Source organism: Aureibaculum sp. 2308TA14-22 (assembly GCF_040538665.1).
Taxonomy (GTDB): domain Bacteria; phylum Bacteroidota; class Bacteroidia; order Flavobacteriales; family Flavobacteriaceae; genus Aureibaculum.
Window position 1 is genome coordinate 1934291 of record NZ_JBEWXT010000001.1, and the last position, 15211, is coordinate 1949501.

Consider the following 15211-nt stretch of genomic DNA (forward strand, 5'->3'; position numbering starts at 1 on the left):
AATTTTATTACATCAAGCTCAACAAATTTTGGATAGCTGACTATTAATTACTAAGTCTAGGGTTAATTTAGAAGGTTATCATAAAGTGATGATGAAATTTATTAAATGAAAAAATTAAAAATACATATAATTATATTGTTTTTTACCCTAGGGTTTTCAACTAATTCATGCATAGACCCATTTGATGTACAGACTTTAGGATTTGAAGATGCCCTTGTTGTAGAGGCTTTGATTACTAACGAATTTAAAACGCATCAAATTAAGCTTTCTAACTCTTTTAAGTTTGAAGATTTTGTGCCGCCGCCAGAAAGCAATGCCGTTGTATATATCACTGATGACAAAGGTGGTAGAATAGATTTTACTGAAACTTTTGAGGCTGGTGTATATAGTTCTGATATTCCATTTGCAGCTGAATTAGGAAAGATGTATCAATTGTTTATAACCACCTCTAATAATAAATCTTACGAGTCTAAAGCCATACCGATGACCAACATAGGTAAAATCGAAAAGGTATATGCAGAACGTGGAACTAATAATTTAAACGAAGATGGTGTGGCTATTTTTGTAGATAGCTACGACGAAACGGGAAATTCTAGGTACTATAGGTATGAATATGAAGAAACATATAAAATTATAGCACCCTTCTGGACTTTTCAAGATTTAATTATAGAATCTGCCGTGCCGCCTTATGAATTAAGGCTTGAAAATAAAACAACTGAACAAAGAATCTGTTATAAAACTGAATTTTCAAATGGAATCAATTTAACTGAAACCACTGATTTATTAGAAGATAGAGTAGAAAAATTTGAAATAAGATTTATTAAAGGTATTAACCCTATTATATCACGTCGTTACAGTATATTGGTAAAACAATATGTACAATCAATCGATGCTTATACCTATTATAAAACACTTAAAAAATTATCTTCTTCGCAAAATGGTTTAGCTCAAAACCAACCAGGGTTTATCGAAGGTAACATACGTCCCTCGTTTAATACTGATGAAAAAGTTATTGGAATTTTTGAAGTCTCTTCTGTTTCTGAAAAAAGAATGTTCTTTAATTATAAAGACTTGTATCCAGATGAAGCTTTACCTCCGTATTTTTCATTATGTGAACAAAACTCACCTGCCCTTCGTGATCCAGATGGTGGACCGTCAGATTTGATTACTGACCTCCAAAACGGTTTTAAGTATTATACTGACAATAATCCTCTTAGTAATAATCCATATGTACTTGTCCCTCCGGCTTGTGGAGATTGCACGAGGCTAGGATCAAACATTAAACCAGATTTTTGGTATGAATAAATCTATTTAATATTCCGAGTATTGTTTACAATAAATGAATTTATCAAAATTTCATTGATTTTAATGTAGCTCTTCTATTGATTTTTTTAGTATCAGTGTCAATGAATTTCTCAACAGTGTAAACTTCTCTAGGTATTTCAAATTTTTTTATAAAAGGTAAACTTAAAATTTGAGTCTTTAAATATTCTGTTTTGTTATCCCCTTCAATAATTAACACTAATTTTTCTCCAAGCAATTCATCAGGAATTCCAGCCACAAAAAATCGACTATCGATAATTTTGGATAATTTCTCTTCAATTTGTTCTGTAATCAATTTTACACCAGCAGAATTTATGACATTATCTACTCGCCCTAACCACTCAAATTCAGTATCAGAAATAATTTTAACCAAGTCGTTAGTAATTACCTTTTCATCGGAAATGTTTGGGGCATTAATGATCAAACAACCTCTTGAATCCGTTGAAATCTGAATGTTCGGGAGGGTTTTATAATGAGGTACTGAAACAAGTTCAGCATGACGAAAACTGTTCAAAGGTTTAACAGCTATATGCGTAATGGTTTCTGTCATTCCGTAAGTAGCGAATATTTCTGTTTTTTCTGATTGTATTTTTTTCAAAAGACTTTTATCAACTGCTCCACCACCAATAATTAGCTTTTTTATTTTGTGTAATTTTTCCAAAGAATTTTGTACCTGCATTGGCACCATAGCACAAAAATCATAATCTTTATCAATACTAAATAACGGATTTGAACTAACCTCTACAATGTCTAAATGCCAACCCAGGGTCAGAGCCCTTACCAGCATCATTTTTCCAGCAATATAACCTACTGAAAGACATAATAATGCTGTTGTCTTTTCAGGCAAAATAAAAAAAGTACCAGTGGCTTTGGCACTATTTATCATATACTCTTTTCTAAGTTTAATGATTTTTGGTCTCCCAGTTGATCCTGAAGTTTGAACATCAATTGTCAACTCTTTACTAAACCATACCTCTAAAAAAGAATATATAGAAGATGAAGTAGTCTTGGAATAGTCAATGAGTTCTTGCTCTGAAACAAACGAATTTCCGTTTAGCTTAAAGTTTTTGTTAAAATTATTAGTGTTCATCGGCAATTAAAGTAGGTTCTTCAACCCTTCCCATCAATTTTTCTTTCCAATTTTTCCAGCCATATTTTTTTGAAAAAATGAATGTTAGAATAGGAAAAAATATAAATACTGGAATAATAATATCAAATCCCGCAGATGGTTCGGAGACATCTCTTAAAATGGAATCTGTCTGAAAGGCTGTCCAATCTGTGGTAACTAAAAGTGCTGTAACCAAATTATTTGAAGCATGGAAGCCCAATGCTAGCTCTAAACCTTCATCCATAAGTGTAATAATTCCCAAAAACAAACCTGTACCAATATAATATACCATCAATATTAATCCTAATTTTTCTACCTCAGGGTTAGCCATATGCATTAAACCAAAAGTAACAGAGGTAAATATTAAAGGAAACCATCTATTTTTAACCAATACACCTAATCCTTGCATTAAATATCCGCGAAAAAAATACTCTTCAAAACTGGTTTGAATTGGAATTAGCACAATAGATAACAATGCAAGAATGATAAATTTATTAAGATTAAAATTCCAAATAAAATCCTCTGGAACAGTAAAATAAGCATATACAACAACAACAATAGTTATGATTGCCCATAAAGAGAATGCAAAAAAAATACGTTTTATATCAACCTTATCTCTTGAAGTTGTTAAAGATTTTATTGGTTGTCTATGCACGAATCTTACCCAAAAAAACAATCCTGCAAGAAATATTACGAATATAATTAAACTTTCAAAAAAAACTCTATTTGATCCTTTGGCTAATATTTCCTGACGCATCATCTCTCCCATATCTAAATCTAAAATAGCAATTGCTATACTATTCAAAGCAAAAATTCCAAAAAGCCCCAAAGTAGGTAATAAATACTTCCAAAAGTTGGGCTGACCTTTATAAGCTTGTTGAATAAAGTTCATCTTATATATTTAAATTCAAAAATAAGTTTTAAAAACCAAACTGCCATTTTAATTTTGGATTATAATGTAGCTTGCCATTTTTAACATCTAAAGGTGAATCAAAATTATTGGTAAACAAACCACCCGTACCCAAACCTTGTGGCATTATATTTTTTAAACTATAGGTAAATTGAGCAATGGCATTTAACCCAATATTACTTTCTAGAGCAGAAGTAACCCACCATAGTACATTGTGTTGTTTTGCTATTTCAATCCATTGGTTGCTACCTTGAATTCCACCTATTAAACTTGGTTTTAGAATAATATATTGGGGCTTAATAGTGTCTATCAGTTTTTGTTTTTCTTCTTTTTTGAAGACACCTATTAATTCTTCATCAAGAGCAATGGGCAAGGGTGTTTTTTCGCACAACAAAGCCATTTCTTGCCATTGCCCCGCCTTAATGGGCTGTTCAATAGAATGCAAATTGTAATCTGATAATCGTTTTAGTTTTTCTAAAACATTCTTTGGAGTAAACGCTCCGTTGGCATCCACACGGATTTCTATTTCATTTGAAGAAAATTCTTTTCGAATGGATTTTAAGATTTCAATTTCAGCTTCAAAATCAATAGCCCCAATTTTTAGCTTTAAAGTGGTGAATCCTGATGCCAATTTTTCTTTAATCTGCTGTTTCATAAAATCAGCCGTGCCCATCCATATCAATCCATTTATAGGTATGGCATCTTTACCTTCAGTAAAAATAGAGGGAAACAGTATAAATTTATCTTTGCTCTTTAAGGATAATAAGGCTTGTTCCAATCCAAATTGGATTGAGGGAAATTCTGATAACTCATTTAATAAAAAATCTGTTTCTAGGTTGATACTATCACAAAGCCATTGTAGCTTTTTTTCATAATCTGGTCTGTCATCAGCACTTAAGCCTTTAAAAAGTCCACACTCTCCTACTCCGCTGTTTCCATTTTCAGAAAGCATTAAAAAATACGTTTCTTTAGTGCGTAACACACCACGTGAAGTTCCTCCGGGTTGTTTAAAATTAAGACTATACTTTTTATACGTTGCTTTCATTTACCTATCAGAAAACAACAAATATATACTATTTTTGCAAGGCAATTGCCCTCGTAGTTCAACGGATAGAATAGAAGTTTCCTAAACTTTAGATCCAAGTTCGATTCTTGGCGAGGGTACTATTTTTGTGAATGCAACGCCACTCTATTGCCTTCCGTGTCTAAAAACAATCCCATATAACCATGTTCTTCAGAAATTTGGGTTTTAGCTTGTAAAACCGTACCTCCTGCATTTTCAATTCTGCCCAGTTCATTAGCTAAATCATCACAATTGAGATATACCAATGTGCCATCTGTTGATGGTTTATAATTTTCTTCACTTTGTATTAAAGACCCTGGGGCTCCGTTTGCATCAGGAGAAAATGGAAACCAACCCATTTCTATGCCACCGAAATTTTGTTTGGCTATTTCTACTTGAAATACCGCATTATAAAACGTAATGGCTCTATCCATATTAGAAACCGGAATTTCGAACCAACCTGCTGTAACTGTTTTCATAAATTATTTATTTTCTAAAGTTGTTTTTAATTTGGCTAATCCATGTTCAAAATCTCCCCCAATTGCTTTCTCCATGTTCATAAATAACATCATTATGCTCATTGGGAATTTGTTATTTCCTGAAAAGCCCCAAGTCACCTCTGTTCCTCCATCTGCATCAGCGACTCTCATGTAAGCATCAGATTGCGACTTAAAAGGTTTTAAAAAACGTAATTGTGTTCTCATCTCCTTATTCTCATCAATACCGGTTATTTCTTGTTCGCCACTACCCACTTGTTTATGGTCGCTTTCCCATGCTGATATAAAACCCACTTCACCATCAGTCCCTGAAAATGTTTTTTTCATATTTGGATCTCTTTCTGCCCAAGGTGACCAATCTTCTTGGTTTTTTAAAAATTTTAAATAGTTAAAAACTTCTGAAAGCGATTTACTAATCACAATACTTCTGTTAACTTCATAAGTTTTAGGGGCAATCATTCCTAAAATAATTATTAGTAGAACAATACCCAATAGAATATACAATAAAGTACTCATAGTTAATTAGTTTTAAGTTAGTTGGGTAAAGTTATAAAAAAATAATTAATAGTGGTAAACCCCTATAATTTAATACTCTTACCTATATCCAAAAGAATGAGTTCTTTACTGCGACTTGAAAACTTTTTTATGGCTTCTTTATGATTGATTTTTATATAGCCAAAAGTATCAAAATGACAACCTAAAACTTTATCACATTCCACAAAGTCAGAAGCTATTATTGCACTTTCAATACCCATGGTAAAATTATCACCTACAGGTAAAACAGCTAAATCCAACTCACCTATAACCATCGGAATGAGTTTCATATCATACGTTAATGCCGTATCACCAGCAATATAAACTTTATGGTGAGATGTTTCCAATACAAACCCTGCAGGATTACCACCGTAGCTACCATCGGGAAAAGAACTGGTATGTATAGCGTTGACCATATGCAGTTTGCCAAATTCAAATTGCCATGTACCGCCATGATTCATAGGGTGGCCTTTAATGCCTTTAGCTTCAAAATGGTTTACTATTTCAAAATTTGAAACGATACTAGCACCCGTATTTTTTGCAATAGCTTCAACATCCAAAATATGATCGCCATGAGCATGAGTCAATAAAATGTAATCAGCTTCCAACTTGTTTATTTCTATATGCTTCGCTAATTCATTACCTGTAATAAATGGATCTACTATTATTACTTTTCCATGAGCTTCAATTTGCAAAGAAGCATGACCGAGATAGGTTATTTTCATTATAAAAAGGTTTTAAGGTATTATTTGCAATTTACAAAAACTTAGATATTAATTACAAAACATAGGATACATTCAGAAATACGTTTCTTCCCATTCTTGGTATATTTTTCCAATCCGTATAAGTAGAATAATTACGGTCAAATAAATTTTGTACACCTGCTTTTACATACAAAGTCTGTCCTCCAAAATAAAAATTATAGGATGCATTTGCATTGAATATTGTATATGCAGATGTGCTATCTTCTCCGTAATAAGCACTAAAATTATGTTGCTTGTCAGCTCCGTTCATGCTTATTTCTGTTTGAAATGTATTCTTTTTATAAGTTATTGAAGTGCCATACGTAATCGGACTTATTAAAGGCAAGTTATCTCCATTATTATCCCTACCTAAATTATAGCCCAAAGAACCATCCATTTTTATAGCGTTGGTAAAACGATATACCATACTTAAATTACTATTGAAAATTGTAGCATTTTCAATATTTTCATAAATTCTGACACCATCTGCACCAATAGTCATTTTATCAATGTCTGGAGCAATTCTCCCTATGATATAATCTGTTAGGTAAAAAAATGAGATGTCGGTTCCAATTTTAAATTGGTTGATTTTAGATTCAGCCCCTAAATTTAATTCTATAGATTTTTCATTTTTTAAATAAGGGTTTCCTATATAATCATAATTGTCAAAACTGTTATATAGATAAAAACCGTATGCCTCGGTAACCGAAGGTGCTCTTTGGCCATAACCAGCACCAATGGAAACTTCTAACTTTTTAAATTTTAAATTGTATTCCGATGAAAAGTTCATCAAAAACCGCGACTTATTGTCTTTTAGATCAGGATAAAAAATCCGCAAACTATTCAATCCAAAATCATCGGAAATAGAAGCATTTTGAAATCCCGCTCTGGCGGATACTTTTACATTACGGTTCTCATTTAAGATGATTTTATCTTCGCCATAAATACCAGAATACAACGTTCTTACATCTGGCCATGTGAGCATAAACATTACATTCTCAGTGGGATCGTTAGGATACATAGTCATTTCTGCCAATGATTTGTTATAATATCCATTTACATTAAAAAGCAAATTGTGTTTCGATTTTGCAGCTTTAATCTTTGAATAAAACCCATACGTATCGCTCCATCCCGGCATGTCCATATGAATAGGAACATCTGGTCTTTTGGTATCGTCCATTACGTGCGTTATCGTATTATAGTATAACTTTGTTTCCCATTTATTTACAATAGAACTTATATTTTTTTGCTCAAAGCTCACCGATGCAATCAAAGCTTTTGCTAAAGAAACATCCATGGTTAACGCTGGATAACCCACATCATTTGCTTTATCAAAAATAAAACTTCCTGTAATGGCACTATTTTTACCTAATTTAACTCCTGCAACCGTTGAAACATTAAATTTTTCGTACTGTGAAAAAGGCACCTCGTCTCCACCACCAGCTACATAATTCTCAGCCTTTCTATAAATAGCATCTACGTTAAACATTAATTTCTCATCTGCATAATTAAATTCCGAACTGATTATCTGGGCATTAGAATTCGATTCTGAACCTAAATCTATACCCACGTTCAACTCTTCTTTTTCAAAACTGCTTTTCTGTAATTTTAGGTCAATACCACCGCCAATAGTCGCTCCATTTTCAGTTCCTGATTGGCCAGAGTTTACATGCACTTCTGATAAGTTGGAAATATCTACATAAGAAGTGATCGGATCCATTTTATCAGTACAAGCTCCAAAGATTTGCATGCCGTCTATAGTTACCGACAAACGATCAGAAACCATGTTGTTCATTGCAGGTTCCCAAGCATAATTTCCTCTTTTTATCATTGATATTCTATTCGATTTTTCTAAATAATTATCAATACTGGAAAGTGGTTTTTCTTGTTTTCTATTGTTCAATCCTAGTTTTCCTATTACAATTACTTCGTCAAGCTTAACAGGTAAAATGGAATCTACTTCTGTTTTTTGTGCAGTTAATTGTAATACACTGCAAACTAAAAAACTTACTATTACTACTATATTTTTCATCTACTTTGATTTAATAACTAGCAATAATTGTCAAACCGACCTGACTAATCGGTTTGACAATCTAAATATGCTATTTTTAAAATTCTAGCTCCAAAAACAAACTACTGCTTTCGTTTTCATCGGTAACTTCTTCACCTTTAAGCATTTCACTATTATTATTAACCAACATTAAATTGAGTTTCCAATAGCCTGTCATGGTCAGAGACAATTTCCCTTTATACATTTTTGAAGCAGCATCATAGGTTAAATCTTCATTATTTGGTGAAGAATGATTGCCCATACTTGGCATACGTGGGTCTAGCATTAATTTATAATTGGTAACTTCAGGAAAAGTCATCATATTTTCCATCTTATAAATACCAGCAACAATATCATTTACTTTTACTTCTGGATTTTTTGGTGCTACTAAAGCCACAACATACCTTGCACCATCAGTACCCATAAATGATGCTACTACTTTTTTCTCTGTCGCTGGAACTGTGATACCCGCTTTTGCTTCATATTCTGAACCATCAATAGTATAATTAAAGGTCAGATCCCATTTCTCATCAGCATTTTCAGCCATTTGGAAAATGATGAACCCATTGTAAAGCGTTTCTTTATCAGCCATTTTAGTTATTGATGACTTAGGACAAGAGTGCATCATACTCGTCATGTGCATCATCGGTTTCCAATTAATACTCGCATTTTGTATGTACGCTTTACTGTTTTTATTCATAATTCTTAACGTTATATCGTTATAACCTTGCATTAATTTTCCGCTTTCCGTAAAAAGCTCAATAGTATGTATATTGTTTGAGATTTCTTGCACTTTTGTCAATCCTTCAATTTCATTTATCGGTTCTATAGGATCATCATCACTAGTACAAGAAATGGTAACTACTAATAGTATTGGTATTATATATTTTAAGAGTTGCATTTTATTTATTTTTTAGTTTTAAGAATACGGATTTTGCCCTGCCGAAAAAACAACAAGCAAGCGTAATGGTATTCAATCTTTTTTTGAAATAGTTTATGAGTATTGCAAATACATTAATGCAATAAAAGCGGGAATATTTAAACTAAAAAATCGGGAGGTTGAAAAACAGAGGTGATATAATCTTTTGTTTTGCCTATCTTATTTAAAAAAGAATTCAAGTTTTTTGGATATTCATAAAGCTTGAATTTTTGGTTATCGATTTTAAGATAAGTAATCGGAAATTTGTCAAAATCTATAACAGGTAAAGCGGGTTGCTCATCTTTTGAGTCAATTGGAATAGTTTTTTTGATTTCTTTGGCAAGTTGACATTTTCCATTACATTGCAGCTCAGGTTCTTCCTTATTGACACATAGCACTTTGGCTATATAATCATAGTTCAGATTATATTCAATTACTGGTACAATTGGCCTTAACAAAGCTCCAACATACAAAAAGATAAAAAGATATGTGTATATTATTTTCACCTATTTCTTTTAACACCACAAAATTAAGCAGGTTGAAAAAGGGATAAAATGACTTTTATCATAAAATTTGTCCCAAGCCAAAAAGGATAGCAAACAAAAAAGTACTCAAGGCGAGTTTTTTAAGTTCAGGGTCTAATTTAGCAGTATCTGTATTCTTGTAAACCGTATTCAGGTGAATAAAAATAGGTATAAAGGCAATAATAAATAAAAATTGTTTTGGAGAATTATAATGAAATGAAGTATATAACAGTGCGAGTAAAAATGCTGCAATCAATAAATAATAGTGATAATATTTTGCAAACTCCTCTCCTATCTTAACCACGAGTGTTCGTTTGTTTGCTTTTTCATCTGATACTCTATCACGAAGGTTATTTAAATTCAATACACCAACGCTTAACAAGCCAATAGAAGTTGCTGGGAGAAAAACAGTCCAAGTGAATTGCTTTGTATATAAAAAATAACTACCTGCTACACTTAGCCAGCCAAAAAATAGAAAAACAAAAACATCTCCAAATCCACTATAACCATAGGCTTTTTTACCCATAGTATATTTAATGGCTGCAGCTATACTTGCCAAACCCAATAGTAGAAATAGCAAAAAATAGTTAAGATTTTCTTTTCCGAATGCTAAATAAAGTAAAATTACTGCTACCAAAAAAGTAATGACTCCAGTAAATTTTATAGCGTTAAGCATTTCATTTGGTGAAATTACACCACTCTGCAATGCTCTTTCTGGACCGATTCTATCTAAATTATCAGTGCCTTTTACACCATCTCCATAATCATTAGCAAAATTAGATAATACTTGAAACCCAATTGTAGTTAATAGTGCCAGAATACAAATTACCCAATTAAAACACCCACTAGAATATGCCAAAAAACTACCTAGCAATATTCCAGATACAGACAAAGGTAAGGTACGCAAACGAGCGGCTTTTATAAAAGCTTTAGTTTTAGTTTTAGAAATCAAGGTTTTAGATTTTCTTTTTGTAGTTTTCAATAATAAAAAACAAAATTTTGTTCTCTACTTATTTTAGATACTGAGTTTCTTCACTTAATTCCAAAGCTTCTCTGATATTGACAGGATCACCATAAGACTGAGCTATAATAAAACAATCGGCAAAACCTAATCTTCTTAAATCTTCTTTTAGGACCAAAGCTTCTGCATAGGTAACAAAATTACCAATGGCATATTTGTTTAAGCCACCCTCTTCGAACTCTTTCATATGAGCTAAATCATCCGAAAACAACTTTGCTTTGAAATTGGTAAACGCACCAATTTGTATACTGTAAACTATAGTTTCCCCCACTATACCTTGGGCATTTCTTTTTACCTCAATTGCCACTTTTTTAGCCTCCCTCAATTGATGTAATGTATCATTGTTAATTATAGATAAATTGTTTTTTATTAAATATTTATTATCGATTTTATCGGATTTAGGTAAAAATGACCACAAGAATAGTATTAACGTCAAAAGACCAAAAATGCCTAAAATAATTCTGTGTTTTCTTAAAATAGAGTTATTTTCTTCCTCCTCTTTGAGTAGTTTATTTAATTTATTTATGGTTTGGTTGGCCTTATCTACCTCCTCATAAATATTAACTAAATTTTTATCTTTAATATATGGCATACTATGGTATATTTTTAATTATAGATCTTGGGCATTTGCAATAAGTTCTACAATATCCAATACTTTTATATCGTTTTCTTTCTCTTTATTTTTAACTCCATCGGTCATCATGGTATTACAAAAAGGGCATCCAGTTGCAATAATATCTGGTTTTATTTCCAACGCTTCTTCTGTTCGTTCAACATTAATGTCTTTATTTCCTTTTTCGGGTTCTTTAAACATTTGAGCTCCACCAGCTCCACAACACAAACCATTACGCTTGCATCGTTTCATCTCAACCAATTCAACTTCTAACTTTTTAATAAGTTCTCTTGGGGCTTCATAAACATCATTTGCCCTACCCAAATAACACGGATCATGAAAAGTAATACGTTTTCCTTTATATGAACCACCTTCTATTGTGAGCTTACCTTCGTTTAATAACGATTTTAAAAATTGAGTATGGTGCATTACTTCGTAATTGCCACCCAATTGAGGATATTCATTTTTAATGGTATTAAAGCAATGCGGACACGCGGTTACTACCTTTTTGATTTCATAAGCGTTCATAACCTCAATATTGGTCATGGCTTGCATCTGGAAAAGAAACTCGTTTCCTGCACGTTTAGCAGGATCACCAGTACAACCTTCTTCAGTACCTAGCACAGCAAAATTAACTTCAGCCTTGTTTAATATTTTAACAAAAGCTTTGGTTATTTTTTTTGCTTTATCATCAAAACTACCAGCACAACCTACCCAAAATAAAACTTCGGGTTGTTTGCCTTGAGCTGTCAGTTCAGCCATGGTAGGTACATTCATAATTATGAATTTAGAGTTACTTAAATTATTCTTTTAATACTACAAGGTTACTTAATGTTTACCGTCGTCAAATACTTGAATGGTAACTTCTTTTTCTATTAAGTCTGTAAATTTACCTCTATATCGTGTTGCTTTAACCAAATGATTATCAATCCAATGGTAATTACCACCTCTTGGTTTGCCCATTAATAAACTATGGTATTTAAAACCATTAGCAGCTAACCATCTTTCCGTGTAATCTCTATGCTCTTCTGTTCTTGATGTGAAAAAACAGATAATATGACCCTCGTCATACCATCTATTCAATGTGTCTAACGCATCAGGATATACCTCGGCAGTAAGCATACGTTCAGGTTCTTCATTCGGTATGTCATCACAAACAGTCCCATCTATATCAATAAGGTAATTTTTAACTCCCTTTGGTAATTCAGGGCTTAACAAATTGCCTTCTTTGTCTCTTAATTCGTGTAGTTCTTTGTCAAATTTACTCTTCATTTTTCCAGTTTAATCTATCTAATTGGTTATACTGCCATGGTGCAGCGTTATTTTCTATATTGGTCATCATCATATTCAATTCTTGAGGTGCAGCTGATTTTTCCATTACTAAAAATCGTCGCATATCCATAATTATGGATAAAGGATCTATATTTACAGGGCATTCCTCTACACATGCATTACAACTAGTACATGCCCACAATTCTTCATTAGAAATTGTAGTAAATAAATTCTTATCGTCTGATTTAAACTCACCATTTACATCAATATTTTTCCCTACTTCTTCTGCTCTATCTCTCGTTTTCATCATAATCGCTCTTGGCGATAACTCTTTCCCTGTAATATTAGCAGGACAAACAGATGTACATCTACCACATTCAGTACACGTATAAGCATTCATTAATTGTACCCAATTCAAATCAAAAACATCTTCAGCTCCGAATTTTTCTGGCATACTATCGGTATCACTTTCGGCAGGAGCAGCATAAGGATCTGCACTCGGATCTAACATCATTTTAACCTCGTCTGTAACCGATTGTAAGTTATCAAATTTTCCTAAAGGATTCAAATTTGCGTAGTACGTATTTGGAAAAGCCAATAGAATATGTAAATGCTTAGAATAATATAGATAATTTAAGAACACCAAAATACCCGCTATATGCAACCACCAAGCAGTTCGCTCAATAATATGAAGCGTTTCTGGATTGATGCCGCTAAACCAAGGTGCTATAAATTGACTAATTGTATTACCCGAATTGGCTTGTTGAAAAGTTGTATCTGTAGCATTCATGATTAAAAACAGAACCATTAATACCATTTCGAAATACAAAATGTACAAGGCATCGTTTTTAGGGAAGCCTTTCATTTCTTTATTCCAGAATCTGGGAATACGAAGTACCATTCTGCGAATCCAAAAAATAATAACCGAAATCAAAACCAGAACAGCTAAAACCTCAAAACTTCCAATTAAAAAACCATAAAAACCGCCTAAAAAGGACAACACTCTGTGCGTACCGAAAAGTCCATCAATAATAATTTCTAATACTTCTATATTGATGATGATAAAACCAACATAAACTATAACATGAAGTAAACCCGATATAGGGCGTCTGACCATTTTAGATTGCCCTAAGGCAATATTTATCATATTCTTTAGGCGTAAACTTGGATTATCTGTCCTATCAACAGCTTTACCTAATTTAATATTACGAATTAGTTTCTTTATGTTTTTAGTAAAAAAACCAATCCCAATAATTAATAAAATGGCAAATAATATGTTAGGGATGTATTGCACTTAGGTGGTAATGTTGTTTTATATAATTCAGTTTTTTGGTTAAAATGTCAAAAAAACAAGTGCAAAAGTTCAATAACATTGGTATCTTAAAACACCAAATTTTAAGATTAATGTACTGAATATCAATATTTTAAATATTGATTGCTCATGTATTCAACACAAAGTAAAACTAACGAATAATATTTATGATATTTGGTTTACAACCAATTAGTTATTAACCATACGTTAATAACTTTTGAGATAAAAAAATTGAAGTATCTATTAAGTAAAAAAATGGACAAGCTTTTTTAATCGAAAAAAATAGAAGTAAAACTTATTGCTCTTTAATTTCCTCTTCTTCCGGTTTGTATGCCTTCGCTTTTTTTCCAAATAATGAAAAATGAACAAATCGTTTTGGGTTTACTTTTAATTCGTATAGCAATTCTTCCATTTCTTTTGAAGCTGCTTCAAGGTTGTCATATAACCCTTCGTCTTTTAACAATTTACCGATAGTTCCATCTCCTTCTTCAATAGTGGCTAAGATGCCATTAAATTTGTCAATTGTACCTTGTAATCTTTGAACGGTTTGTTTTATTTGGGATTGATTCAACGAATCTGTCAAACTAACCAAGTTGTGCGAAGCCGTTGTAGCATTTGTCAAAATAGAATCAACTTTCCCATTTTCCGCCAGCATACTATTTAATGACTTCGAAGCTGATTTAAAGGTAGATAATGTGGTATTTAATGAAGCAATAGCTTCTCTTAAATTACCTTGTGTTTTTTGATCAAATATTGCATTAAAGCCAACCAACAATGTGTCTGTATTGGTTAAAAAACTGGTAACTTTAGATTGTAATGGTGCAATTTGATCGTTAATTGCTCCTAAAATACCCATTTCAATCTTTCCGTTTAAGGTATCACCAGAAACTGCATTATTACCATCAAAAGCTGGAAGAATTTTTATAGACTTGCCGCTTATAAAATCTGGACTATAAATTTCGGCAATACTATTTTTAGTAAATTTAAAATCGTTCTCCAGAGAAAAATTTACAACAAGTACACCTACTTTTTTAGGGTGAAAAAAAATTTTGTTAACCACACCCACTTTTAAACCATTAATGGTTACGGGTGCTGACACAGAAAGTCCTTGAACGTTTTCATATTCTACATAAAAATTTCTACCCGACTCAAAAAGGTTAGATCCTTTTATAAAATTAAAACCCCAAATAAAAACTGCAATGGTTAGTACTGCAATAATTCCCGTTTTTAATTCTCTAGAGATTTTTGCCATAAGTTATTTAATAAGTAGCAATATTACTAATTATTTCCGTGAGTAGAAAGTTAAGTTTTAAATCTGTTAA

Annotated in this window: 16 protein-coding genes and 1 tRNA gene; 2 read left to right on the forward strand and 15 right to left on the reverse strand. The window is 32.2% G+C overall.

The features are described 5' to 3' along the window. Positions 1 to 105 precede the first annotated feature (105 nt). Positions 106 to 1305 (forward strand): DUF4249 domain-containing protein, encoded by a 1200-nt coding sequence (locus U5A88_RS08550; RefSeq protein WP_354205540.1) that lies wholly within the window; start codon positions 106 to 108, stop codon positions 1303 to 1305. Positions 1306 to 1348: 43 nt separating this feature from the next. Here U5A88_RS08550 and U5A88_RS08555 read toward each other — a convergent pair whose 3' ends face one another. From U5A88_RS08555 to U5A88_RS08565, 3 genes are read right to left on the reverse strand one after another with little or no spacing between them, the layout of a single operon-like run. Further along, on the reverse strand, positions 1349 to 2413 hold the full coding sequence (locus U5A88_RS08555; RefSeq protein ID WP_354205541.1) for an AMP-binding protein: 1065 nt from the start codon (positions 2411 to 2413) through the stop codon (positions 1349 to 1351). After that, positions 2403 to 3323 carry a CPBP family intramembrane glutamic endopeptidase gene (locus U5A88_RS08560; protein ID WP_354205542.1) on the reverse strand — a complete coding sequence of 307 codons (921 nt, stop codon included), beginning with the start codon at positions 3321 to 3323 and terminating at the stop codon, positions 2403 to 2405. The genes U5A88_RS08555 and U5A88_RS08560 overlap by 11 nt, the downstream gene beginning before the upstream one ends. A gap of 28 nt (positions 3324 to 3351) precedes the next feature. After that, positions 3352 to 4386: an o-succinylbenzoate synthase gene (locus U5A88_RS08565; RefSeq protein WP_354205544.1), complete on the reverse strand. Its 1035-nt coding sequence runs from the start codon at positions 4384 to 4386 to the stop codon at positions 3352 to 3354. Between the two features lie 47 nt (positions 4387 to 4433). Between U5A88_RS08565 and U5A88_RS08570 the strand changes: the two genes are divergently transcribed. Next, positions 4434 to 4505: transfer RNA gene (locus U5A88_RS08570), tRNA-Arg, on the forward strand. Here the strand turns inward: U5A88_RS08570 and U5A88_RS08575 are convergent. From U5A88_RS08575 to U5A88_RS08630, 12 genes are all read right to left on the reverse strand, one after another. Beyond that, a complete protein-coding gene (locus tag U5A88_RS08575) occupies positions 4506 to 4883 on the reverse strand; it encodes a VOC family protein (protein ID WP_354205546.1) in 378 nt (125 codons plus the stop codon). 3 nt (positions 4884 to 4886) lie between these two features. Then, a complete protein-coding gene (locus U5A88_RS08580) occupies positions 4887 to 5417 on the reverse strand; it encodes an SRPBCC family protein (protein ID WP_354205548.1) in 531 nt (176 codons plus the stop codon). Positions 5418 to 5479: 62 nt separating this feature from the next. After that, complete coding sequence (locus U5A88_RS08585; protein ID WP_354205550.1) at positions 5480 to 6160, reverse strand: metal-dependent hydrolase; 681 nt, start codon at positions 6158 to 6160, stop codon at positions 5480 to 5482. 52 nt (positions 6161 to 6212) lie between these two features. Continuing rightward, positions 6213 to 8210 (reverse strand): TonB-copper family protein, encoded by a 1998-nt coding sequence (locus U5A88_RS08590; RefSeq protein ID WP_354205552.1) that lies wholly within the window; start codon positions 8208 to 8210, stop codon positions 6213 to 6215. A gap of 76 nt (positions 8211 to 8286) precedes the next feature. Beyond that, positions 8287 to 9129: a hypothetical protein gene (locus U5A88_RS08595; RefSeq protein WP_354205554.1), complete on the reverse strand. Its 843-nt coding sequence runs from the start codon at positions 9127 to 9129 to the stop codon at positions 8287 to 8289. A gap of 137 nt (positions 9130 to 9266) precedes the next feature. Next, positions 9267 to 9653 (reverse strand): hypothetical protein, encoded by a 387-nt coding sequence (locus U5A88_RS08600; RefSeq protein WP_354205556.1) that lies wholly within the window; start codon positions 9651 to 9653, stop codon positions 9267 to 9269. A 58-nt stretch (positions 9654 to 9711) separates the two neighbouring features. Then, positions 9712 to 10653 (reverse strand): 1,4-dihydroxy-2-naphthoate polyprenyltransferase, encoded by a 942-nt coding sequence (locus U5A88_RS08605; RefSeq protein ID WP_354205558.1) that lies wholly within the window; start codon positions 10651 to 10653, stop codon positions 9712 to 9714. A gap of 28 nt (positions 10654 to 10681) precedes the next feature. Then, positions 10682 to 11284, reverse strand: coding sequence for an SPOR domain-containing protein (locus U5A88_RS08610; protein WP_354205560.1), 603 nt, complete (start codon positions 11282 to 11284; stop codon positions 10682 to 10684). An 18-nt stretch (positions 11285 to 11302) separates the two neighbouring features. Beyond that, the gene (locus U5A88_RS08615) at positions 11303 to 12082 is read right to left on the reverse strand and encodes a (Fe-S)-binding protein (protein WP_354205562.1); all 780 of its coding nucleotides are present in this window, start codon (positions 12080 to 12082) and stop codon (positions 11303 to 11305) included. A 51-nt stretch (positions 12083 to 12133) separates the two neighbouring features. Next, a complete protein-coding gene (locus U5A88_RS08620; RefSeq protein ID WP_354205564.1) occupies positions 12134 to 12577 on the reverse strand; it encodes an LNS2 domain-containing protein in 444 nt (147 codons plus the stop codon). Beyond that, on the reverse strand, positions 12567 to 13871 hold the full coding sequence (locus U5A88_RS08625) for a (Fe-S)-binding protein (protein WP_354205566.1): 1305 nt from the start codon (positions 13869 to 13871) through the stop codon (positions 12567 to 12569). The genes U5A88_RS08620 and U5A88_RS08625 overlap by 11 nt, the downstream gene beginning before the upstream one ends. Before the next feature lie 313 nt (positions 13872 to 14184). Then, entirely contained in the window at positions 14185 to 15141 is a 957-nt protein-coding gene (locus U5A88_RS08630) for an MlaD family protein (RefSeq protein ID WP_354205568.1), read from the reverse strand. Between the last annotated feature and the right edge of the window lie 70 nt (positions 15142 to 15211).